This is a genomic window from Sporosarcina sp. P1, from assembly GCF_002743155.1.
GTDB classification, from domain to species: Bacteria; Bacillota; Bacilli; order Bacillales_A; family Planococcaceae; genus Sporosarcina; species Sporosarcina ureae_B.
Window position 1 is genome coordinate 51,152 of record NZ_PDYS01000015.1, and the last position, 21,619, is coordinate 72,770.

Below are 21,619 nucleotides of genomic sequence, written 5' to 3' on the forward strand. Positions count from 1 at the left end.
TGATGTCCATACTGAAAATCGCTGGATTCGGCAAACGTTTCACTATTCATCATTTAGATAAAACCATGTCAGCTACAGAGAATATTCATTTTTCCTTAGAAGCTGGTGAGTTCATTGGTATTGTGGGAAAAAGTGGGAGTGGGAAATCAACGATCTTAAAAAGTATTTACCGTACGTATTTACCCGATGAAGGTGAGATCCTATACGACTCACAGAGCTTTGGACTTGTGGACTTGTCACAAGTGAGCGATCGACAAATGCTGTACTTGCGTAAATACGAAATAGGTTATGTATCTCAATTTTTAAATGTTATGCCAAGGACAACTTGCCGACAGTTAGTGACCAATGCGTTGCTGGAAATGGGGGAATCTGAAATAACAGCCAATGTTGAATCTGAAAAAACGTTAGCTCATTTCGAACTGGATCCCAAACTATGGGACAGTTATCCAAATACCTTCTCGGGCGGCGAGAAATTACGCTTGAACATTGCCATGGCTACGGTGAAAAAACCTAGGCTATTATTGCTTGATGAGCCGACTGCTAGTTTAGATCAGCAATCAAAAGTAAGAGTTCGTGAAATGATAGAAAAACTAAAGAATAATGGGACAACGCTTGTAGGGATTTTCCATGATATAGAGTTCATGGAAGGGTTATGTGACAAAGTGTTCGACATGAAGGCGAAAAAACTCGTGCTAGAAAATAAGGTGGGTGTTGGTTCTGAAAGCTGATTTACATGTTCATAGTCACTATTCAGATGGCTCGGATTCTGTTTCTACTGTTTTTCAAAAGGCTGTACAGGCTGGCTTAACACATATTAGTTTTGTCGATCATGACACCGTAGCCGGATGGGAAGAAATCCGAACTGCAAGTAAGGAATTTGGCATCATGGCACTACCCGGAGTTGAAATATCAGCTTATGATTTCCAGCGGCAACGGAAGGTACATGTGCTTGGTTACAACTATGATTCCGATGCAGTACATATCCAATCGATTTGCCAACCTTTACTAGAAAGAAGGCATGCTCACTCGCTTTGGCAAATAGAACAAATCATAAAGGCCGATTATTTGCTTGACAAGGACAGAATTCTTGAAACAGCGAAATCTTCCGGAACAATTTACAAACAACATATTATGAAAGAGCTGACGGAAGATCCGTTTACTTCCGTTGCCTATCAACAATTATATAAAGAGTTATTTAAAGGACAGGGTATCGCTTCAGGTGATATAGAATACATCGATGTGTATGATGCCGTGGAAGCCATTAAAGCTGACAGCGGATTGGCTGTAGTTGCGCATCCAGGTCAGCTGGATTCATATGATTTGATCCCTGAATTGGTGGAGGCTGGACTTGACGGTATTGAACGCCATCACTTTGATCATACAGCCGAAGATCGTAGACGAGTTGAAGAACTAGCCGAACAGTATCATCTGTTAATGACAGGCGGCTCAGATTTTCACGGTGCATTTGGGAAAGAAATTGAAGTGGGCGATATTGTGAGTCCTTCCAATTTTTAAGGGGCAGATAAAAATGGTGTAAAGAGTCTATAAAGATCCTGTAAATACGCACCTTGCGTTATCTTTCTGTGTTTCAATAAAGTGGAGTAACCAGTTGAAGAGGAGTGAACTTGATGAAGAAATTGAATTCGGTCTTTGCAATACTTGCGTCAGTCACCTTACTAATGTCTGCATGTTCAAGTGGCCAAGCAGGGGCGGAAAAAAAAGAAGTGGATGACGTTATCAGTATCGTCTGGTATCCGAATGAATCGGGAAATGACATGAAAACTGCACGAGATGAAATTGGAAAAGCTGTCGAGGAAACAACCGGGAAATCGGTAGAGCACAAATTGACGACTGATTATGCAATTGCAATTGAAACTATGGTGAATAATAACGCGGATCTTGCCTACATGGGTGCGCAAGGGTATGTCCAAGCGAATAAAGGAAATGAAGCGAATAAGCCGTTAGTCGTTTCCACTGGCCCGTCTGGTACATTGGACGATGCCTTATATTATAGTTGGCTTGCAGTAGACATAGAGGATCAAGAAAATTTTAAAGTAAACGGTGAATTTTCTTTAGATACATTAGCGGAGAAAAGCATTTCATTTGTTTCAAATAGCTCAACTTCAGGGTTTGTAATTCCTTCCTCAACGATAATTGAGCATTTTGCTGAAAGTAAGAAGTATGGAAACTTGAATTCCGAAGATCTAATGGAGGGTGGCCCTCTATTTTCACAAGTCTTATTTGGTAATTCCCATCAAGGTTCAGCGGTGAATGTATTGAATGACAGTTCAGACGTGGCGGCTTTTTGTGATACGTGTGTCGAATCCTATGTAGACGTGGTAGAAGGTGAAGAGAATGAAGTGGGATCAGTATATAAAGTAAAAAAAGATGCCGCTGAGCCATTTAATCGTGTAGTCGGTAAGGAATTCACCCTAATGGAAGTAACACCTGTACTAAACGCTCCATTTGTTGCGAATACGAATGTTCTTGGTCAAGAAGACTTTGATAAATTACAAAAACTATTCACTTCAGATGAATTTGCCAATAACGAAGAAATCTTCGTCCCGAAAGATTCTAATGCAGCAGGCTTATTCTATAAAACAGAAGAAGAGCGTTTTGAGCCAGTTGAAGACGCTTGGTTTAACCCGGTCCGAAATCTTTTTAATGAATAGGTAAGTCTAATCAAAGCGTGCATAGAATTGTACGCTTTGATTGTATATATATTCGAATAAAAGAGGAGCGAGAAGATATGTCTTTATTAACAGTAGAACAACTTGGGAAATCATATAACAATCAAACGAAAGTCTTGCAAAATGTAAACTTTGAAGTGGAAGCTGGTGAATTCATTTCAATCATCGGTCCTTCAGGCGCGGGAAAGTCTACCTTGCTTCGATGCATCAATCGAATGGTTGACATTGATGAAGGCGCAGTCGTCTTTGATGGAGCAGATGTAGGGACGTTGAACAAAAAGGAATTGCGAAAGTTGCGAACGGATATCGGTATGGTGTTTCAGCATTATAATTTGGTGCCCAGATTATCTGTCATTGAAAACGTTCTACATGGTCGATTTGGGTATAAAACGACACTACAAGGAGTTATGGGCAGATTTACAGAGGAAGAAAAAGAGCGAGCATTTTATTTGTTAGAAAAACTGGGGATTGCTGATCACGCCTATAAGCGCTGTGATCAACTAAGTGGGGGACAGCAACAGCGAGTTGGCATTGCACGTGCATTGATCCAAGAACCTAAAATTGTTTTATGCGATGAGCCTATCGCTTCTCTTGATCCGAATGCTTCTAAAATCATCATGGATCATTTGAAGTCCATCACCGTGGAACTTGGTATTTCATGTATCGTGAATCTGCATCAAGTTGAAGTGGCACGCGATTATTCAGATCGTATTATAGGGCTCAGGCAAGGACAAGTAGTCTTTGATGAGATGAGTCATCGATTGACTATGGAACGAACGGATGTCATTTACGGTACTAAGACAAAGCCTGTGCCAGTAGTAAGAAAACTAGCAACGGTATGAGGAGCTAACTATTGTGAATGAAAATAGAATGCGATACAAGAAAAACCAACAGATGATCGTAGTGGTCCTTCTTCTAACATTATTAACATATCTGTCATCCGTGATCACAGACTTTAATATTTTACATGGACTTGCGACGTTACCAGAAGCTTTTATATGGATATTTTCCAACTTGGTGATCACTGATGAATCACTTGAACGTATGCCAACCATTCTAGACAAATTACTTGAAACTATCCTCATGTCTATTGCGGCAACAACAACAGCTACTATTCTATCACTTTTCTTGGGAGTGATGGGCTCAAAATCGGTGGGGACGAGCAAGGGACTTGGCATTCTGGCAAGGTTTATAGCATCGCTTTCAAGGAACATCCCCGTAGTAGCCTGGGCATTGATTTTACTTCTATCGTTTGGGCAGAACTCTTTGACAGGGTATCTCGCTTTATTCGTTGGTTCCGTCGGTTTTCTAACTCGGGCGTTCATTGAGGTCATTGATGAGTCGAGCCAAAGTGCGGTAGAAGCGTTACAAGCAACAGGCGCAACATATATCCAAATTATTATGAAAGCGGTCATTCCTGAGTGCTTGCCGCAAATGATTAGTTGGATACTGTTTATGATTGAAACGAATATACGCAATGCTACGTTGGTAGGAATCTTGACAGGGACAGGGATCGGCTACACATTTGACTTGTATTATAAAACACTCAATTATCATGGAGTGGCATTAGTAACTGTCAGTATCGTCGTGGCTGTCATCCTCATTGAACTACTATCAAACCATGTACGGAAGGTGATTCTGTAATGCAAGCGACAACACATATCAAGCGGCGGAGTGATGGTCGGATTAGTATAAAGTCGGGCAATCAAGTACAGCTTGTAATGCAGTTGACTATACTCCTTCTAACTGTATTGACTATCATAGCCTTCCTATTCTTTGATTATACAGGGCTCGACATCCAACAAGCTATCCAAGAAACAGCCTATAATTTACGGGTTATGTTTTTAGAACCGGCCCTCAGTCATTTCGGTTGGGGAGAAGCCTTCTATCAAGTGAGTATCACGCTTGGACTCGCCTTTTTATCAACGATTCTGGGAGCCATTCTTTCGTTTTTTCTAGCACTGACTGCAGCAACTAATTTGACCAATGAATGGATCACTAAAATTGTTCGTGTTTTTTTGGCCTTTATCCGTGCCGTCCCAACGGTTTTATGGGTATTAATCTTTGCCATTGCAGCTGGATTAGGAAGTGAAGCGGCAGTGCTTGGCATGCTGTTTCATTCTATTGCGTATTTAGTAAAAGCTTATTCTGAAGCGTTTGAGGAAGTGGACAAAGGAATTATCGAGGCGTTAAGAGCTACGGGTGCGGGTTGGTGGCATATTGTAGTACATGCCATACTCCCTTCGACATTTACATATCTTATGTCCTGGACTTTTCTGCGGTTTGAAATTAACTTTGCGGTAGCAGTTGCAATGGGAGCGGCAGCTGGAGCTGGAGGTATCGGTTTCGAGCTGTTTATGGCTTCGAGCTTCTACTTTGATTTGCGTGAAGTAGGAATGATTACATATATGATCCTAGTACTAGCGATAGTATTGGAGATCATCTCCACATTGCTGAAAAACCGCTATTTTCCTGCAAGTATGAAAAATTGAGTTCTCTACTTCTCCTTGTAAATGGGAGAATAGTATGTACACTGAAGGCCAACTCAAGGGGAGTTGGCCTTCAGTGTTTCTTTATTCCGTGATTAAAGTTGGTATCTAAATTATCCATTATATTGCTTTGTTTTTTGGAAGAATTCTGCTAGTACAAGTTGCTAAGTAATCAGAAAAACCTGAACGGTCGATACCGGACAGGCTTTTGCTTTTATAATGCATTAATGGCTTCTTTAATCGATGTAGCGCCACCAATTACTTGGAACTCTTTGCCGATTGTTGAGTCGTTTTCTAAACAAGCGAAGATAACTTCCGCTATATCATCCCGTGGTACTTCCTTTGGTTCAACAGTAGTCGCGGCTTCAACTTTACCTGTTCCTTTGTCATTTGTTAAAGCACCTGGATGAATCATTGTATAGTCTAGATTAGTCGAGCGTAACCATTCATCTGCGTAGTGTTTTGCCACAACGTAAGGAGCAAATGATTCCGACGCTTCCTGGATTGCTTTACGTGTAGTGTCGTATGAACTAATCATGATGAAGCGTTTAACATTGGCTTTTTCTGCAGCTTGTATAGTTTTGATAGCGCCATCGAGGTCAATCATCATAGTTTTATCTGGACCTGTTTTGGGGCCGGAGCCTGCTGTGAAGACGATGGCATCTACATCATCTGCTGCCTTTACGATGTCGTTTACTTCGCCTTCAAGATCTACAAGTACGGTTTCAGCCCCGATCTTCTCAAAGTGTTCCGCTTGTTCCTGCTTACGGATCATTGCCTTTGCTTCAAGCATATCGCTATCTTGAATCAATGATACTAGCTGCTTTCCGATTTGACCGTTTGCACCTACAACTAATACTTTCACTGTATTTTCATCCTTTCGATATATAAATATAATAAATGTACCTTCTTACTATACCCGTCCTATTCCATTACAAAACTGTACATTGGTATTCAGGTTGCTATAATACGTGTACGATTACTTATTTTATTAGGAGTAGAACTTATGAATATCAAATTAATGTGGCGTCAATTCTATCAATCGGAAGCGGCCAGAATTGTATTTATTGCAATCATGACAGCTCTTACCGGTGAATTGAAAGTGATGCCGTTTGACGGAGAAATGTTCCGTTTTGCGCTTGGTGGTATTGTATTCTTTTTACTGATTCTCATCTATCCGCCTGTTTCAGTTTTGCGTACAGGGTTCGTTACAGCAGTTACTGTAGTCGTATTTCGCGTAATGAAAGAGCTATGGTTTGGCGCTGCTTTGTCTGATAGTTTACTACTGCATATGCCAGTGTTTTTATTTTACTTTATCGTAGCGATAGGTTGGCATGTTGTAGGGCTTGAAAAGTATAAGTCTTTCCCACTTCGACTGGGAGCGTTAGCTTTCTTATTTGAAGTCGTTAGCAATACGTCTGAGCACGCATTGCGTAACTGGTGGTTGCATAGTTCACTGCTTAATAGTCAAGAATGGGGAGTACTAGTAGGGGTCGCGTTATTGCGTAGTTTTTTCACAGTGGGGTTATATAGTTCTGTGGCATTGTCGAAAGAGAAGCAGCGTGTAGAAGAGATGCTCGGGGTAGGCTCAGAACTATATGCGGAAGCATTGTATTTGCAAAAATCCATGAATCATATAGAACAAATCACCGCGTCAAGTCATGATCTGTACCGCAAGCTCAAAAAACAGAATCAACGGGAGCTTAGCACCCAGGCATTACACATCGCGCAGGAAATCCACGAAGTGAAAAAGGATTCTCAGCGTATTTTAGCTGGATTGTCAAAGTGGACAACACGGCAGCAGATAGAAGTGTTTTACTTATCTGATTTACTCGACATGGTCGTCACTGCAAATGAAAAGTACAGTGAAATGATTGGTAAGGAATGCATATTAGAAACTACAATTAATGAGGATTTTCAAACGGGTCAGCACGTACCTTTACTTGCCGTGTTGAACAATTTGACAGCGAATGCCGTAGAAGCGATTGAAAGAAAAGGCCGTATATTCATTACAATTGACAGTGATAAGGAATGGGTGCATTTTAGTGTACATGATACAGGAAAAGGAATTCCTATTGAACATGAAGACGTGATTTTTGAACCGGGTTATACAACGAAATTTACGGATCAAGGAACGGCAGCAACAGGTATCGGGTTATCGCATGTTTCCGCAATTATTGATGCGATGCAAGGTACTATTGATGTAGAACGTCTGGATAAAGGACTGAACGTAACCGTGAAAATCCCTATGGAATCCATCATGAAGGAGATAGAAGCATGAGGTATTTTATTGTAGATGATGACAAAGCAAGCCGCGTGATGCTGAAAAACATCCTGACCGAGCAAGAAGGAATGGTAATTGGAGAGGCGGATAGTGGAGTAAAAGCTATCCCTCAAATCTTATCCTTGGCTCCAGACGTTGTACTGATTGATTTATTAATGCCTGAATTGGACGGAATTGAAACCATTCAACAGTTGAAGACAGAAGGCTACAGTGGACAATTCATTATGTTGAGCCAAGTGGTCAATAAAGAAATGGTTGGAGAAGCTTATCAAGTCGGTGTAGAGTTCTTCATACATAAGCCGATCAATCAAATAGAAGTGCAAAGTATAGTCCGACGTACATCGGAACAGCTACGCCTGAAAAATTCCTTACTAACGATTCGGGAATCATTGGCGCAATTCGCTTCCGTTGAGCAGCCAAAAGTGCAACAACCGGTAAAAGATATTGTCCTAAAGAAGCTACACGATATGGGAATCTTCAGTGACAGTGCGAGCCGCGACATCGTAGCCATTATGGAAGTATTAACCGAACGACGAGCTATTCAGCTACCGCCTTTAAAAGGACTATATGAAGACACCTTAACTAAACTAGGTGTACCTGACCAAGATATTCCCAAAGAGAGCAAGGCAATGGAGCAAAGAATTCGTCGGGCGATCCTGACCGCAATAGAACATTTAGCATCACTTGGGGCAGTGGATTATACAATAGATGAATTTGAATACTATGCACCGCGTTTTTTTGATTTCCAAGAGATTAGTCTGCGAATGAAACAGATTCAAGAAGAAATTTACGATATTAAGCCTATCAAAGTGAACAGTAAAAAGTTTCTGCATGTTTTATATATGGAGACAGTGGAAGAACGAAAATAGTTTTTGTAGGATATTGTAGAATTTTGTAGGATCCCCGTAAGATATGAATAAGTTACTGAAAGAAAGCGTTTTCAGAGAACGTCAAAGGGGGATTATCGATGAAAAAGATATTTAAATTGTCTTTGGCTTACCAAATATTGATTGGATTGGTTTTAGGTATTGCAGTCGGTGCAATCTTCTACGGTAATCCTAGCGTAGAAAAGTATTTGCAGCCAATCGGCACGATGTTTATCAATATGATTAAAATGATTGTTGTACCTATTATTATTTCAACGTTAGTAATTGGAGTAGCGGGTACAGGTGATATTAAGAAATTAGGAAAGCTTGGCGGTAAAACGCTTTTATATTTTGAAATTGTTACAACGATTGCGATTGTTGTTGGTCTTATGTCAGCTAATATTTTCAAACCGGGTGAGGGCATTGATATGTCTTCTCTTGAAAAAGGTGACATTTCGCAATATGTTCAAACAACAGAAGAAGTGCAGAATGGCGGCTTTATGGATGTATTGGTCAGCATTGTACCAAGTAATATCGTAGACTCGATGGCAAATGGTGATATGTTGCCAATCATTTTCTTCTCTGTATTATTTGGATTAGGTGTAGCGGCAATCGGAGAGCGCGGCAAACCGGTACTGGATGTTTTCCAAGGGGTCGCGGACGCGATGTTCTGGGTAACGAATATGATTATGAAATTCGCACCGTTTGGTGTATTCGCGTTAATTGGTGTAACGGTGTCCAAATTCGGTTTGGAATCACTCATTCCGATGGGTAAATTAATGGTTCTCGTATATGCTACGATGATATTCTTCATCGTCGTCGTGTTAGGCGGAATCGCGAAGATGGTCGGCGTGAACATCTTCCACTTCATGAAGATTTTGAAGGACGAATTAATTCTGGCGTTTTCTACTTCCAGTTCGGAAACCGTGTTACCGAAAGTAATGGAGAAAATGCAAAAGTTCGGTTGTCCAAAAGATATCGTATCTTTCGTAGTACCAACTGGCTATTCGTTTAACCTAGATGGATCTACACTTTATCAGGCACTGGCGGCAATGTTTATTGCGCAAATGTATGGAATTCAGCTGAGTATTACGGAACAAATTACATTAGTATTAGTGCTGATGATTACGTCTAAAGGAATTGCGGGCGTACCTGGTGTATCTTTCGTCGTGTTACTTGCAACGCTTGGAACAGTGGGTATTCCACTTGAAGGATTAGCATTCATCGCAGGTATCGACCGTTTGCTAGATATGGCACGTACAGTAGTTAACGTAGTCGGAAACGCACTTGCAACGGTAGTACTGTCGAAGTGGGAAGGTCGCTTTGGTGAGGAACCTGAGAAAGTAGAACGCGAACCACAATTTGTCTTTGCAGAAGAGAAATTAGTTTAATGAAAGGCTGTCCTCGTGAGTGAGGACAGTTTTTTTGTGGAGTTTATGACGTCGAGCAGGCATTGTGACGGCATTCAATTGTAGGAATGCTTGATTTGTTATATGATTAGCAGTATGGAATAACAAGAGTGCGGTTTTTACTAAGGAGGAAATGAAGTAATGAGCAATCAGCAAAATGATTTTACGAAATGGTATATCGACACAATCCAGAAAGCGGATTTGATGGATTATACACCAGTGCGCGGATGTATCGCGTTTAAACCGGACGGCTATGAAATCTGGGAGCATATTCAAGATGAAATGAATCGTCGTTTTAAAGAAACGGGTCACCGTAACGCATATTTTCCAATGCTAATTCCGGAGTCGTTTTTCGAAAAAGAAAAAGATCATATTGAAGGATTTTCTCCAGAACTGCCATGGGTAACAGAAGCAGCTGGCGAGAAATTGGAAGAACGTTTAGCGTTACGTCCGACATCTGAAACGATGATTGGCCATTTATATTCCGACTGGATCAAGAGCTATCGTGACCTTCCTGTACTGATCAACCAGTGGGCAAACGTATTCCGCTGGGAGAAAAAGACGCTACCATTCATTCGTACGTCAGAATTTTTGTGGCAAGAAGGACATACTGCACACGTAGATGAAGAAGAAGCGCGCCATGAAACGATGCAAATGTTGGAAATCTACAAAGAAGTTGTAGAAGATCTACTAGCGATTCCTGTATATGACGGTCAGAAAACACCATCTGAGCGTTTTGCGGGTGCTATTGATACATTCTCGATTGAAGCTATGATGAAAGATGGTAAAGCAGTACAAGCCGGAACTTCACATTACCTTGGGACGAAGTTTGCGGAAGCATTTGATATCAAATACTTAACAAAAGAAAATAAGCATCAGTTCGTGCATACAACATCTTGGGGAACATCAACACGCTTGATCGGTTCGGTTATCATGGTACATGGTGACGAGCAAGGTCTTGTATTGCCTCCGCGCGTTGCACCGACACAAGTCGTGCTAATCCCAGTTGGTCCTTGGAAGAAGAACCCAGCGATCATGGAGAAATTGGACGAAATCTACGCTGAATTGAAATCTAAAGGCATTCGTGTCCGTTTGGATGATTCTGATCAGTCTCCAGGTTACAAGTTCAATGAGTATGAATTAAAAGGTGTTCCAGTACGTCTAGAACTTGGGCCACGTGATCTTGAAAACAATCAAGCATTGATGAAAGCGCGTGATGGCGGCGAGAAAGTGGCAGTGGATCTAGCTGAAGCTGTGGCGAGCATCGAGCAAGAACTACAGACGATGCAGAAGCGATTGCTTGAAAATGCTCGTACGTTCCGTGACGAAAATTCTCATACAAACATCGACACGCTGGATGAGTTGAAGAAGCATATTGAAGATAGCGCGACTAACGGAGTAACTCCGGGCTGGATCCTTGCAGGCTGGTGCGGCGATGACACATGTGAAGAGCATGTCAAAGATGAATCGAAGTTTACGACACGTAATATTCCGTTCAACCCACCAGCAGAGAAATCTACTTGTATTAACTGTGGAAATGAATCGAAGCATACAGTTTGGTTTGCAAGAGCTTACTAATAGAGAAATCAAAAGCTGTCCCACGAAGTTTTCGTGGGACAGCTTTTTTGGGTGATGTTTAGTTGACATGCTGTAGAGAGTGAGTTTGTGCGTGTGATGGGATGGAAGCTCCAGCTGGCAGACGCTTCCATCCTACATTGATAGTGCGGGTACTTAGATCACTCACTGTAGGTAGTATGGGAATTATTGTTTTGCCTTAACTTATTTAGATTCAAGTACTGAAATTCAAAAGCTATTACAGCGTTTACTTTAATGCACAACCAAAAGTATCAATCACTCATATTGTAAGGGATTGGCGCGTAGGGGGGCTTTTGCGAGTTAAAGCGAAGTGTTAGGAGCACATCTTTGGACTCAATCCCCCTCAACACAATAGCCAGCTTTTTTTTTCTGATATTAGTCGTCTAGCTTTAACCCTTTCAATGCATCCGCAAATGGATTGTTAACAGGTTCATCATCATTGTTCTTCTTCAAATACTTCTGCACATCGCGCTTGTTGACTTTACCTTTTGAATCTTTCTCACGCCGCGATTTGAACGTAGAAAGCTTTTCTCGATAACCACACTTACACGTAAAGATTTGCCCGTCGCCTTCGCCGCGAAGCTCCATCTTCTTCTTACATTGTGGACAGCGTGCGTTCGTGACACGGGAGACGTTTTTACGGTGACCACACTCACGATCCTGACAAACGAGCATCTTGCCATGCTTGCCATTTACTTCAAGCATCGGCTTACCGCAGTCCGGACATGTTTTCGTAGAAATATTATCATGCTTGAACTTCGCTTCGCTCGCTTTAATCTCTGAAACAATTTCTTTTGTATAGCCTTTCATTTCATTAATGAAATCTTCTTTTTTCAGCTGACCTTTGGCTATCTTCTCTAGTTTCAATTCCCATTCAGCTGTCAGCAAAGGAGATTTCAATTCATCCGGTACTAATTCAAGCAACTGTTTTCCTTTGTTCGTGACATGGATGTCTTTCCCACGCTTTTCAATTAGGAAGGAGTTGAAGAGTTTGTCGATAATATCAGCACGTGTTGCGACCGTCCCGAGTCCACCTGTGGATTTCAATGTATCTGCCAATTTCTTATCCTGTGTGCCCATATATTTCGTTGGGTTTTCCATGGCAGATAATAGTGTGGCTTCATTGAATCGGGCAGGGGGCTTCGTTTGTCCAGATGTTTCTTTGATGAGTTTGATGTCTAACTGATCGCCTGCTACGAGCTTAGGTAACAATTGTTCTTTCGTGTCCTGTTCAGTTTCTTCTTCGTCAAATTGGTTGTTATACACTTCTTTCCAACCAGCAGCCAAAATCGTTTTTCCGCGCGCTGTGAAACGTTCGTCTGCTATTTTTGCATGAACCGTTAATTGTTCGTATTCATGTGCTGGGAACAGAACAGCTAAGAATCGCTTGACGACTAGATCATATATTTTCCGCTCACGATCGGACAATTTGTCGAGTAATACGATTTCTTCTGTCGGAATGATGGCGTGGTGATCGGATACTTTGCTGTCGTCAACAAAAGACTTACTCGTCTTAATCGGTTTCTTTAGTATTTTATTCGCAAGTGAACGATATTCTCCTATGCCGACTGTTTTCAAACGCTCAGGAAGTGTGGCAACGAGATCGCTTGAAAGGAAACGGGAATCGGTGCGTGGATAGGTAAGTATTTTATGTTGTTCATATAATTTCTGCATGATGTTGAGTGTATCTTTTGCTGAGTAGCCGAACATTTTGTTGGCGTCACGCTGTAATTCAGTCAAATCGTAAAGACCTGGTGAGAATGTCTTTTTCGCTTTCTTCTCGATATTTTCAATTACAGCTTGCTTTCCATCGGACTTTTTGACGATAGCAGATAGTTTGTCACGGTCGAATGAACGAGTATCACCTGTTTTTGCATCCTGCCACGTCAGTTTTAAGTTCGAGTCAGACTGTGCTTCGATGCCGTAAAATGTTTTAGGGCGGAAGGTGTTAATCTCTTCTTCACGCTGTGCAATGATTGCAACGACAGGTGTCTGCACACGTCCACAGTTAAGTTGTGCGTTAAACTTGGTTGTCAGTGCACGCGTGGCATTAAGACCGATATACCAATCGGCTTCTGAACGTGCGACTGCTGCTTCAAATAAATTTTCGTAAGCCTTGCCCGGTTTTAACTGGGCGAAACCATCTTTAATTGCTTTGTCTGTTACGGAGGAAATCCACAGACGTTTGATCGGCTTCTTAACCTTCGCTTTTTCGATAATCCAACGAGCAACTAATTCTCCTTCACGTCCAGCATCTGTACCGATAATGATATCTGCAACGTCCGTGCGGAGCAACTGCGCTTTTACGGCATTGTATTGTTTGCTCGTTTGTTTGATGACCGTAAGTTTCAAATCCTCAGGCATCATCGGTAGATCATCTAGTTTCCACGTCTTGAATTTCGTATCGTAATTCTCTGGATCGGCGAGCGTCACCAAGTGTCCGAGCGCCCACGTCACGATATATTTATCGCCTTCTAAATAGCCATTACCTTTTTTATTGCAGTTAAGTACACGGGCAATATCCCGTGCCACGGAAGGTTTCTCCGCCAGTACTACACTTTTTTTCATATAATGAACTCCTTTTTATATACATGTCGAAAAACTCCTCAAACAGATAAGGTTAAAGACCTTATGCTATATGAAGGAGTTACTTACTAAAAAGTGTAAACCAGACCGGAAGTTTCGTCAATTAAGGCGGATGCATACTTTCTGTGAGTTCATTGTATTAACAAGATGCCTCCTAAGCAAAGAACAGAATTCCAGATGGAGTGAAAATACAAGACTGAACGTATGATTTTTTTGTATACTATGAGTAACACTATAGAAACGAGGGATTTCAATGTCAGAATTAAAAGATCGTTTAATGGCGGATATAAGGACAGCAATGAAGGAAAAAGACACGATGAAAAAAGGCGTCATTAATTTATTGCGTGCAGGTCTACAAAATGAATCGATTGAATTAAAGCGCGAACTGACGAAAGAAGAAGAAATCAAAATCGTTCAGCGTGAGCTTAAGCAAACAAAACAATCGCTCGATGAAGGTCAAAAAGCCAATCGTGAAGACATCGTGGAAGCAGAAAAAGCGAAGATTGCGATTGTCGAATCTTACTTGCCGAAGCAAATGAATGTGGAAGAAGTAAAAGAATTGATTGCTTCATTGGGCATTCCGCAAGACGCATCAATGGGTCAGACAATCGGCGTTGTAATGAAGGAAGTTGCTGGTCGTGCGGAAGGAAAGACTGTTTCGCAGGCGGTGAAAGAGTATTTGCAGAATTGAACTATTAATAAGGAACTGGACGACAAGTCGTGTACTTGTCATCCAGTTCTTTTATTTTTCAAATGAAGCCCGTAATACGTAAACCACGTCGTATTCTTTTAATTCGTCCAAGGAGCCTTCTTTTTGTTCATAAAAATCGTTAGATAGCGTACTAGTCGGTGATCCTTCTGTCGTAGATGTATAGATGATACCAGCCAACAACATGTTATCTGATAGAAGTAAACCTTCTTGTGGATTGGTAGTAAATAGAGTGGCCATGTCGTTCATACTCTTTAGTTCTTCTTGATTGCGAACACTTGCCGAGCCTTTAGCGTCGCTTATGCTTGCGGAAAATAATAATTCTTCTTCGAGTGTTTGTGTTACCGTCAAAACGATGCTACCTTTCGTTGATTCTCCAGGCAGCGGAGTGGATAACTCGCTGATCGGTTCTGCAACCTTCTTACCTTTTTTGTACTTTTCTACCCAAAGAGTTACCTTTTTATAGTTTTGATCAGCTGTATAATCAAAGACAAATGCGATATTGGCAGCTGTTTCAAGTATTTGTTTTTCACGATCCGTAAGTTCAGGCATCGTCAATTTATTCGTATCAGTTGCTGCACAAGCGCTGAGAAATAATATACAGCTTAAGAGCGCTATACTCATCCATTTTTTCATCGTATATGCCTCCTTATCTTTACATTTTATTATAACATTTTACAGTATTGTCTGAAATGTTCGAGTGTTTTTGTGTATTTTACAAGAAATATGTCGATTTGTGATAAATAAGTAATAGTTAACTAGAAATAATAAATAAATCGTACCCATACAAAGAAATTGATAGGACTGTCACAGCTTATATACTGTCGTACATTCTTTGATATCAATACATGTATATGAAGTGGAAGTGACAAGTTATATTGAAGAGTTGAATGAATTCAGTAGGTATATTTATTAAATGAAAATTAAATATAGTATTTAATTTTCATATTAATCTTTACTATTTCATAAAGAATGATAAAGTTGAAAGATAACTGTCTACTTGCTTGTTAATAAAAAGGTAGGCAAATGATAAAATGGAGTGGTAATTTTGATGAAAAATGCTGTAATGGAAAAAGAAAAACAACAAGAAGGAATTATGCAAATTCCCGAATGGTGGACTTGTCCAGAAGGGCATGAAGAATTACAAAAAGCTGCACATGCGTTAGGCAAGAAAGAACTGCTACCGCGTGCACTTATTTCTGATCAAGAGAAAATGTATCCGCGCGAAAGTTTACGTGAAGTGGCGAAGTCTGGTTATTCGGCTGTTACCATCCCAGTTGAAGCGGGTGGTCTGAAAGACGGATTCACAGCATTCGCAGTTCTTTCCGAAAGCTTTGCGCATTATTGCCCGTCTACGACGATGTGCTGGGTTATGCATATGACAACAGCGCATACGATCTATGAAGCGGGAACAGAAGAACAGCGTCAACGTTTATTGCCACGCCTGCGTGACGGGCAAATCGGTGGCCTAGCGTTTAGCGAAAGAGCGACAGGAGGGCACTTCTGGAATATCGGTAGTAAAGCGATACGAAAAGCAAACGGTTATTTGTTGGATGCAGAAAAGTCATTCGTCACAAGTGGTGGAGAAGCAGACTTTTATTTAGTTGCAACGACATCACCTGAAACAGATGATCCCGATAATTTGATGTTCTTGTTGGTAGAAAATGATCAGCAGGGTGTCGAAGCATTTCCGTTTGATGCAATGGGGCTACGCGGCAATGCAAGTGGTCCGATGAACTTTAAAGAGGTGCAAGTTGCTCTTGAAAACCGTATTGGTGGCGAAGGCGGTATGGGCTATTTCAATGATAACACGATCGATCCTCTATTCTTATTAGGTTCAGCAGCTTGCTGGGTTGGTATTGCACAAGGTGCTTTGAATATGGCAACAGATGGCGCTAAACGCAGGGTACACGCAGATACAGGTTCATCCGTTACAGATTATCAAGTAATTCGTCATGAGTTGGCGAAGGCGCAAATTAAAGTCGATAGCGCACGTAGTATGTTGTATCGTACAACAGAAGCGATGGACCGTTGTAATAAAGAAGGTAAGGAATTATCGGAGTGTTTATATCCATTATGGCAGCTGAAGACGCATGCAGCAGATATGGTGATTGATGTTACCAATTCAGCGTTGCAAGTGTCAGGTGGCCGTGGTTATATGACGGGTCAGGTAGAGAAGTTTGTCCGTGACGGGCGTGCTGGTGCTATTATGGGGCCGACAAACGAAGTGTTGCGTGAGTGGATTGGCCGTACCATGATAGAAGTATCTTGGATGGATTAATTGAATACAATTAAACAGTCACCGGCAGAGTATATCTGCGGGTGACTGTTTGTGGTTTTTATAGATAAATATCGTCGTGCGTAGGCGAGTATTGTGCGATTTTGCTCATTAATCCGTATAAGCGCTCTACGTGTTCGGTTAACTGCTCTAAGAGAGTGTCCAAGCACCCTATCAGCGTGCACAAGCGCTCATACCTGCCATGTAACCGCTCAATACGTACAACGATCACACTGTAAGCGCTACTCCAACAACCCTTGTTCTCTCAAAAATGCCTCTGCTACTTTTTTCGCGTTAGCACCTTCCGCGTTCACTTGATAATTCATTTCACGCATCTCCTCGTCCGTTACGATTCCAGCAAGGCTATTTAACGCATCCTCAAGTTCGGGATACTTCTTCAACGTCTCTTTGCGAAGCAATGGTGCGCCTTGATACGGAGGGAACAGTTCTTTGTCGTCTTTGAGAACTGACAAATCATATTCGCGTAGCTCGCTATCAGTCGAATAGGCGTCCATCAAGTTGATTTCGCCAGTCTCTATAGCTTGATAGCGCAGCTTCGGTTCCATCGTTTGGATGGAAGGGAACGTAATGTCATAAAGCTTTTGAATGCCGAGGTATCCATCTTCCCGGTCATTAAATTCGAGAGTGAAGCCCGCTTTTACGGCCCGTTCAACTGCGGCTAGATCAGAAATTGTTTTGAGTCCGTACTCTTCTTGGAATGCTTTGGAAACGGCGAGCGTATACGTATTATTGAAAGACATCGGTGTCAGGAATGTCATATTAAATTGTTCATCTAATCCTTTTCGAGCTTGCTCATACACTTCGTCACGGTCGTTGCTGACAGCTTTATCTTTCAAGAACTCGGATATAGCCGTACCTGTAAACTCAGGGTACAAATCGATGCTTCCTGATTTCAGTGCATTGAAGACGAATGACGTTTTACCGAGACCTGGTTTTAATTCCACAGAGAGATCAGTTTGGTCTTCAATTAATAGTTTGTACATGTTAATAAGAATTTCGGGTTCTGCGCCAAGCTTGGCACCAATGACTATTTCTTGTTTGGAGTTACCGCCTATGAATGGAGCCGCAATCATCAAGACCGCTACAATAACGAAAGTTACAAATGCGGTAATCGCTTTCCTGAACGAAAGACCTTCGAATGTCTTTAGTAGGAAATCGAAGAATAGTGCAAGTAATGCTGCAGGGATAGCGCCTAGCACGATTAATGATGGATTATTACGATCGATTCCAAGTAAGATCAATTCACCTAAGCCACCCGCGCCAATCAAAGCAGCTAATGTTGCGGTTCCGACGATTAGTACCATGGAAGTACGAATACCTGCCATGATAATCGGCATTGCTAGCGGTAATTCGACTTTCATCAGCCTTTTTCGGGTATTCATTCCCATGGCAGTCGCTGCTTCTTTAAGTGAAGGGTCGACTTCTTTAATGCCCGTATATGTATTGCGCAAGATAGGCAACAACGCATAGACGACTAACGCTATAATTGCAGGTACTTTTCCTATACCGAATAAGGGAATCAATAGACCGAGCAGCGCAAGAGAAGGGATTGTCTGCAATACAGCACTTGCGCCAATGACAGATTCCGCCATTTTTCGCCGATTTGTCAAATAGATGCCAAGTGGAACAGCAATCAACACGGCAATTAATAAGGAGATTAATGAAATTTGAATATGTTCGATCAGGGCTTCTAGTAATTGACCACGCCGATTTTGAAGAACATCTAGAAAACTATTCATTAGATATTCCTCCTTTCAGTGACTGCTCCGCTAGGAAATGTAGAATTCCTTTTCGGGTAACCATACCAATAACTTGTCCATTTTGTTTAATCGCAACTTGATCTTCAGAAGCTAAGAACTGCAAGAGTGGTCCCCATTCAGAATCAATGGGAATTGCAAAAGACAGTGATAAATCTGTCGGGATTTCTTCTATATGATCCGCAATGGAAAATGTGCGGGCCGCAGCTGATGCTGTAAATTCACGCACGAACGGTGATGCAGGTTTGGTGAGAATTTCTTGCGGTGTTGCAACTTGCTCAATTTTACCTTCATTCATGATACAGACACGATCGCCTAATTTAAATGCTTCCTGTAGATCATGCGTAACAAATACAATAGTCTTTTGAATTCTATGCTGTAAGTCCAGCAGATCATCCTGAAGTTTCAAGCGACTAATTGGATCCAGTGCGCTGAATGGTTCATCCATTAATAGAATATCTGGGTCTGCCGCCAATGCGCGTACAACGCCTACTCGCTGTTGCTGACCGCCTGACAATTCATTCGGTTTACGCTTTCGGTACACTTCGGGATCTAATCCCACCATTTCAAGTAGTTCCGTTATACGTGCGCGGATATCTTTCTTTTTCCACCCTACCAGTTCAGGGACAATTGCAATGTTTTCTTCGATTGTCATATGCGGAAACAAGGCGATTTGTTGTAATACATAGCCGATTTGCCAACGAAGCTCATGGATTGGATAATCACTGATTCGCTTGCCATCGAGCCAAATCGTACCTTTTGTAAGTGGAATCAGTCGGTTGATCATCTTAAGCGTAGTGGTCTTCCCGCAACCACTTGGTCCCACTAGTACAAGAAACTCCCCGCGCTGAATTTCTAAATTCACTGATTCCACGACTAAGCGTGACATATCATAACTCTTTGAAACATCTTCAAAACGAATCATCGAATCCCTCCCTTTTTATTATGATTTTCACATAGTGTCAGAAAAATAGGAAGTTATATCCCTTTAAAAAGAATAACGCATTGTAATATACCGTTCATTCTCCGTTCATCTTCGTAAGATAATATATGAGTATAAAGAATAAAAACGGAGGCGTTAATATGAAAATCGCATGGAAAGAAATGAAGAAGAGTAAAACTAAGTTTCTAATTCTCGGGTCCATTATATTCCTCGTCAGCTTCTTGACGTTTATTATTTCAGGACTGGCAAACGGATTATCACAGGATAATGCAGCGCTGATAAAAGATTTACCGGAAGGACAATTTTATTTAAGTAAAGATGCAGACGAGACCTACAATCTTTCAAAAATAGATGAAGAAGTTCAAAAGCAAATACTCATTGACCGTCCCGATGCAACTGCATTTTCGGTTCAGATGGGATTCGTCAATGACGCAAAAGATAAGCAGCACAGTGTGGCATTTGTTGCTTCTACTGATTCCGAGCTATTTGAAAACGTCAAAGATGGAGAAATTGTTCTGGATAGTTCTTTAAAAGAAGATGGAATTCAAGTTGGTGACGTCTTAACGAATAATCAATTCAGTGGAGAGTTCGTTGTTAAAGGGTTTGTTGATCAACAAAAGTACAGTCACGCACCCGTTGCTTTCATCGGGATGACGAACTATCAGGAAATCTATCGAGTGATGGAAATGCAGACAATTTTCATCCCAGGTAAAGATGCACCAACACTAAGCGCATTAGATTCATTTTCAAATAAAGAGTTTTTAAATGCAATTCCAAGTTACAGTGCAGAGCAGATGTCATTGAATATGATCGTCTGGTTCCTAGTCATAATCAGTGGTATGCTGTTTGCAATTTTCTTCTATATGATGAATGTTCAGAAGATCGGATTGTACGGCATATTGAAAGCGATTGGTATGAAGACGATTTCGTTATTCAAGATGATTTGGTATCAGATGCTAGTCATTACCGCTATTTCACTCGTATTGTCCATTGCGCTCAGCCAAGCATTTAGTTTAATTGCCCCTGAAGGCATGCCGTTCCACTTAACGATGGACACCGTATTGATGCTATCAGCAGTATTTATGGTAGTCGGTTTTATCGGTGCTACCATTTCAGGAATCCAAGTGAAAAATATTGAACCGCTTCAAGCGATTCAACAAGGAGAGATGTAATATGTCTGCCTTTACAATTGATAAAGTGAAAAAGACGTTTTCCAATGGAGAAATTGAAGAAGAGATATTAAAAGGTGTGGATTTATCGTTGAAGGAAGGGGAAATCACCGCGTTGATTGGCCCTTCCGGCTCTGGAAAATCAACTATCTTAACGATTGCAGCAGGTTTGCAAAGAGCATCTGGCGGCGAGATTTTATTTGAAGGGAAAGACATGACGAAGATGAGTCAGGAAGAGGTTCGCCACGTTCGTGCAACAGACTTCGGATTTGTTTTTCAATCGTCCCACTTAGTTCCTTTTTTGACGGTGGAAGAGCAACTGCAGTTGATGCTTGACGTATCAGAAACGAAAATGAGTAAAAAAGAACAGGCCAAAGCAATAGATGAGATGTTAGAGTTAGTTGAAATGCAGCACCGCAAAGATGCTTATCCTTCTTCCTTATCAGGAGGAGAGCGTCAACGTGTGGCGATTGCTCGTGCGATCATCCATCGTCCCAAAATCTTGTTTGCGGATGAACCAACTGCAAGTCTTGATACGAAACGCTCAAAAGGTGTGATGGAATTATTGCAAGAACTAACACGTACATTAAACTTAACGACATTGATGGTGACGCATGATGAAGAGATGCTACCATATGTTGATCGGGTTATTACGATGCGGGATGGTTATATAGTAGAATAAGCGAGACTGAGACATAACTATCTCACCGCGTTTCCCTGCACTCCGAAAGGCACGCTTTCCGAGGGGCGTGGCTTGAGCCGCTTCCTTCGCTTTGCTACGTCCAGGGTCTCAAGACGCACGCTGATCCCTCAGGAGTCGGC

General features: G+C 41.4%; 19 protein-coding genes. 14 read left to right on the top strand and 5 right to left on the bottom strand.

Features of this window, described 5'->3' with window-relative positions; all coding sequences use genetic code 11:
• The first annotated feature begins 2 nt into the window (after nucleotides 1-2).
• The 6 genes from CSV73_RS13130 to CSV73_RS13155 all read left to right on the top strand — a co-directional run bounded on the left by CSV73_RS13130 (nucleotide 3) and on the right by CSV73_RS13155 (nucleotide 5,182).
• Nucleotides 3-728, top strand: coding sequence for a phosphonate C-P lyase system protein PhnL (locus CSV73_RS13130; protein WP_099627827.1), 726 nt, complete (start codon nucleotides 3-5; stop codon nucleotides 726-728).
• A complete protein-coding gene (locus CSV73_RS13135; RefSeq protein ID WP_099627837.1) occupies nucleotides 718-1,515 on the top strand; it encodes a PHP domain-containing protein in 798 nt (265 codons plus the stop codon). Before CSV73_RS13130 ends, CSV73_RS13135 begins: the two co-directional genes overlap by 11 nt.
• Before the next feature lie 113 nt (nucleotides 1,516-1,628).
• Nucleotides 1,629-2,672 (top strand): PhnD/SsuA/transferrin family substrate-binding protein, encoded by a 1,044-nt coding sequence (locus CSV73_RS13140; RefSeq protein WP_099627828.1) that lies wholly within the window; start codon nucleotides 1,629-1,631, stop codon nucleotides 2,670-2,672.
• Nucleotides 2,673-2,749: 77 nt separating this feature from the next.
• Nucleotides 2,750-3,532, top strand: a complete 783-nt coding sequence (gene phnC / locus CSV73_RS13145; protein ID WP_085132384.1) for a phosphonate ABC transporter ATP-binding protein — start codon at nucleotides 2,750-2,752, stop codon at nucleotides 3,530-3,532.
• A 13-nt stretch (nucleotides 3,533-3,545) separates the two neighbouring features.
• Entirely contained in the window at nucleotides 3,546-4,334 is a 789-nt protein-coding gene (locus CSV73_RS13150) for a PhnE/PtxC family ABC transporter permease (RefSeq protein ID WP_085132385.1), read from the top strand.
• On the top strand, nucleotides 4,334-5,182 hold the full coding sequence (locus CSV73_RS13155) for an ABC transporter permease subunit (protein WP_099627829.1): 849 nt from the start codon (nucleotides 4,334-4,336) through the stop codon (nucleotides 5,180-5,182). Before CSV73_RS13150 ends, CSV73_RS13155 begins: the two co-directional genes overlap by 1 nt.
• Before the next feature lie 211 nt (nucleotides 5,183-5,393).
• Here the strand turns inward: CSV73_RS13155 and CSV73_RS13160 are convergent, their stop codons facing one another.
• Entirely contained in the window at nucleotides 5,394-6,044 is a 651-nt protein-coding gene (locus tag CSV73_RS13160; protein WP_099627830.1) for an SDR family oxidoreductase, read from the bottom strand.
• 141 nt (nucleotides 6,045-6,185) lie between these two features.
• Here CSV73_RS13160 and CSV73_RS13165 point away from each other — a divergent pair, with 141 nt between their 5' ends.
• From CSV73_RS13165 to proS, 4 genes are all read left to right on the top strand, one after another.
• Entirely contained in the window at nucleotides 6,186-7,460 is a 1,275-nt protein-coding gene (locus tag CSV73_RS13165) for a sensor histidine kinase (RefSeq protein ID WP_099627831.1), read from the top strand.
• A complete protein-coding gene (locus CSV73_RS13170; RefSeq protein WP_085132389.1) occupies nucleotides 7,457-8,332 on the top strand; it encodes a response regulator in 876 nt (291 codons plus the stop codon). Before CSV73_RS13165 ends, CSV73_RS13170 begins: the two co-directional genes overlap by 4 nt.
• A 98-nt stretch (nucleotides 8,333-8,430) precedes the next feature.
• On the top strand, nucleotides 8,431-9,720 hold the full coding sequence (locus tag CSV73_RS13175; protein WP_085132390.1) for a cation:dicarboxylate symporter family transporter: 1,290 nt from the start codon (nucleotides 8,431-8,433) through the stop codon (nucleotides 9,718-9,720).
• Between the two features lie 159 nt (nucleotides 9,721-9,879).
• Entirely contained in the window at nucleotides 9,880-11,316 is a 1,437-nt protein-coding gene (proS, locus tag CSV73_RS13180) for a proline--tRNA ligase (RefSeq protein WP_085132391.1), read from the top strand.
• Nucleotides 11,317-11,709: 393 nt separating this feature from the next.
• Here the strand turns inward: proS and CSV73_RS13185 are convergent, their stop codons facing one another.
• A complete protein-coding gene (locus CSV73_RS13185) occupies nucleotides 11,710-13,902 on the bottom strand; it encodes a DNA topoisomerase III (protein ID WP_099627832.1) in 2,193 nt (730 codons plus the stop codon).
• A gap of 271 nt (nucleotides 13,903-14,173) precedes the next feature.
• Between CSV73_RS13185 and CSV73_RS13190 the strand changes: the two genes are divergently transcribed.
• A complete protein-coding gene (locus CSV73_RS13190; RefSeq protein ID WP_085132393.1) occupies nucleotides 14,174-14,611 on the top strand; it encodes a GatB/YqeY domain-containing protein in 438 nt (145 codons plus the stop codon).
• Nucleotides 14,612-14,662: 51 nt separating this feature from the next.
• Here the strand turns inward: CSV73_RS13190 and CSV73_RS13195 are convergent, their stop codons facing one another.
• Nucleotides 14,663-15,265 carry a hypothetical protein gene (locus tag CSV73_RS13195; RefSeq protein ID WP_099627833.1) on the bottom strand — a complete coding sequence of 201 codons (603 nt, stop codon included), beginning with the start codon at nucleotides 15,263-15,265 and terminating at the stop codon, nucleotides 14,663-14,665.
• Nucleotides 15,266-15,680: 415 nt separating this feature from the next.
• Here CSV73_RS13195 and CSV73_RS13200 point away from each other — a divergent pair, with 415 nt between their 5' ends.
• Complete coding sequence (locus CSV73_RS13200) at nucleotides 15,681-16,910, top strand: acyl-CoA dehydrogenase family protein (RefSeq protein WP_233202902.1); 1,230 nt, start codon at nucleotides 15,681-15,683, stop codon at nucleotides 16,908-16,910.
• A 239-nt stretch (nucleotides 16,911-17,149) separates the two neighbouring features.
• Here CSV73_RS13200 and CSV73_RS13205 read toward each other — a convergent pair whose 3' ends face one another.
• Nucleotides 17,150-18,667, bottom strand: a complete 1,518-nt coding sequence (locus CSV73_RS13205) for an ABC transporter permease/substrate-binding protein (protein WP_099627834.1) — start codon at nucleotides 18,665-18,667, stop codon at nucleotides 17,150-17,152.
• A complete protein-coding gene (locus CSV73_RS13210) occupies nucleotides 18,660-19,610 on the bottom strand; it encodes an ABC transporter ATP-binding protein (RefSeq protein WP_085132396.1) in 951 nt (316 codons plus the stop codon). The genes CSV73_RS13205 and CSV73_RS13210 overlap by 8 nt, the downstream gene beginning before the upstream one ends.
• 158 nt (nucleotides 19,611-19,768) lie before the next feature.
• Between CSV73_RS13210 and CSV73_RS13215 the strand changes: the two genes are divergently transcribed.
• Nucleotides 19,769-20,800, top strand: a complete 1,032-nt coding sequence (locus CSV73_RS13215; protein WP_085132397.1) for an ABC transporter permease — start codon at nucleotides 19,769-19,771, stop codon at nucleotides 20,798-20,800.
• A 1-nt stretch (nucleotide 20,801) separates the two neighbouring features.
• Nucleotides 20,802-21,479 (top strand): ABC transporter ATP-binding protein, encoded by a 678-nt coding sequence (locus CSV73_RS13220; RefSeq protein ID WP_085132398.1) that lies wholly within the window; start codon nucleotides 20,802-20,804, stop codon nucleotides 21,477-21,479.
• Nucleotides 21,480-21,619 lie beyond the last annotated feature (140 nt).

What these genes read in the sequence shown, in the direction of transcription:
- CSV73_RS13130 (WP_099627827.1), top strand. Translation starts at nt 3, where the DNA reads ATGTCCATACTGAAAATCGCTGGATTCGGCAAACGTTTCACTATTCAT.
- CSV73_RS13140 (WP_099627828.1), top strand. Translation starts at nt 1,629, where the DNA reads ATGAAGAAATTGAATTCGGTCTTTGCAATACTTGCGTCAGTCACCTTA.
- phnC (WP_085132384.1), top strand. Translation starts at nt 2,750, where the DNA reads ATGTCTTTATTAACAGTAGAACAACTTGGGAAATCATATAACAATCAA.
- CSV73_RS13155 (WP_099627829.1), top strand. Translation starts at nt 4,334, where the DNA reads ATGCAAGCGACAACACATATCAAGCGGCGGAGTGATGGTCGGATTAGT.
- CSV73_RS13165 (WP_099627831.1), top strand. Translation starts at nt 6,186, where the DNA reads ATGAATATCAAATTAATGTGGCGTCAATTCTATCAATCGGAAGCGGCC.
- CSV73_RS13170 (WP_085132389.1), top strand. Translation starts at nt 7,457, where the DNA reads ATGAGGTATTTTATTGTAGATGATGACAAAGCAAGCCGCGTGATGCTG.
- CSV73_RS13175 (WP_085132390.1), top strand. Translation starts at nt 8,431, where the DNA reads ATGAAAAAGATATTTAAATTGTCTTTGGCTTACCAAATATTGATTGGA.
- proS (WP_085132391.1), top strand. Translation starts at nt 9,880, where the DNA reads ATGAGCAATCAGCAAAATGATTTTACGAAATGGTATATCGACACAATC.
- CSV73_RS13185 (WP_099627832.1), bottom strand. Translation starts at nt 13,902, where the DNA reads ATGAAAAAAAGTGTAGTACTGGCGGAGAAACCTTCCGTGGCACGGGAT.
- CSV73_RS13190 (WP_085132393.1), top strand. Translation starts at nt 14,174, where the DNA reads ATGTCAGAATTAAAAGATCGTTTAATGGCGGATATAAGGACAGCAATG.
- CSV73_RS13195 (WP_099627833.1), bottom strand. Translation starts at nt 15,265, where the DNA reads ATGAAAAAATGGATGAGTATAGCGCTCTTAAGCTGTATATTATTTCTC.
- CSV73_RS13200 (WP_233202902.1), top strand. Translation starts at nt 15,681, where the DNA reads ATGAAAAATGCTGTAATGGAAAAAGAAAAACAACAAGAAGGAATTATG.
- CSV73_RS13205 (WP_099627834.1), bottom strand. Translation starts at nt 18,667, where the DNA reads ATGAATAGTTTTCTAGATGTTCTTCAAAATCGGCGTGGTCAATTACTA.
- CSV73_RS13210 (WP_085132396.1), bottom strand. Translation starts at nt 19,610, where the DNA reads ATGATTCGTTTTGAAGATGTTTCAAAGAGTTATGATATGTCACGCTTA.
- CSV73_RS13215 (WP_085132397.1), top strand. Translation starts at nt 19,769, where the DNA reads ATGAAAATCGCATGGAAAGAAATGAAGAAGAGTAAAACTAAGTTTCTA.
- CSV73_RS13220 (WP_085132398.1), top strand. Translation starts at nt 20,802, where the DNA reads ATGTCTGCCTTTACAATTGATAAAGTGAAAAAGACGTTTTCCAATGGA.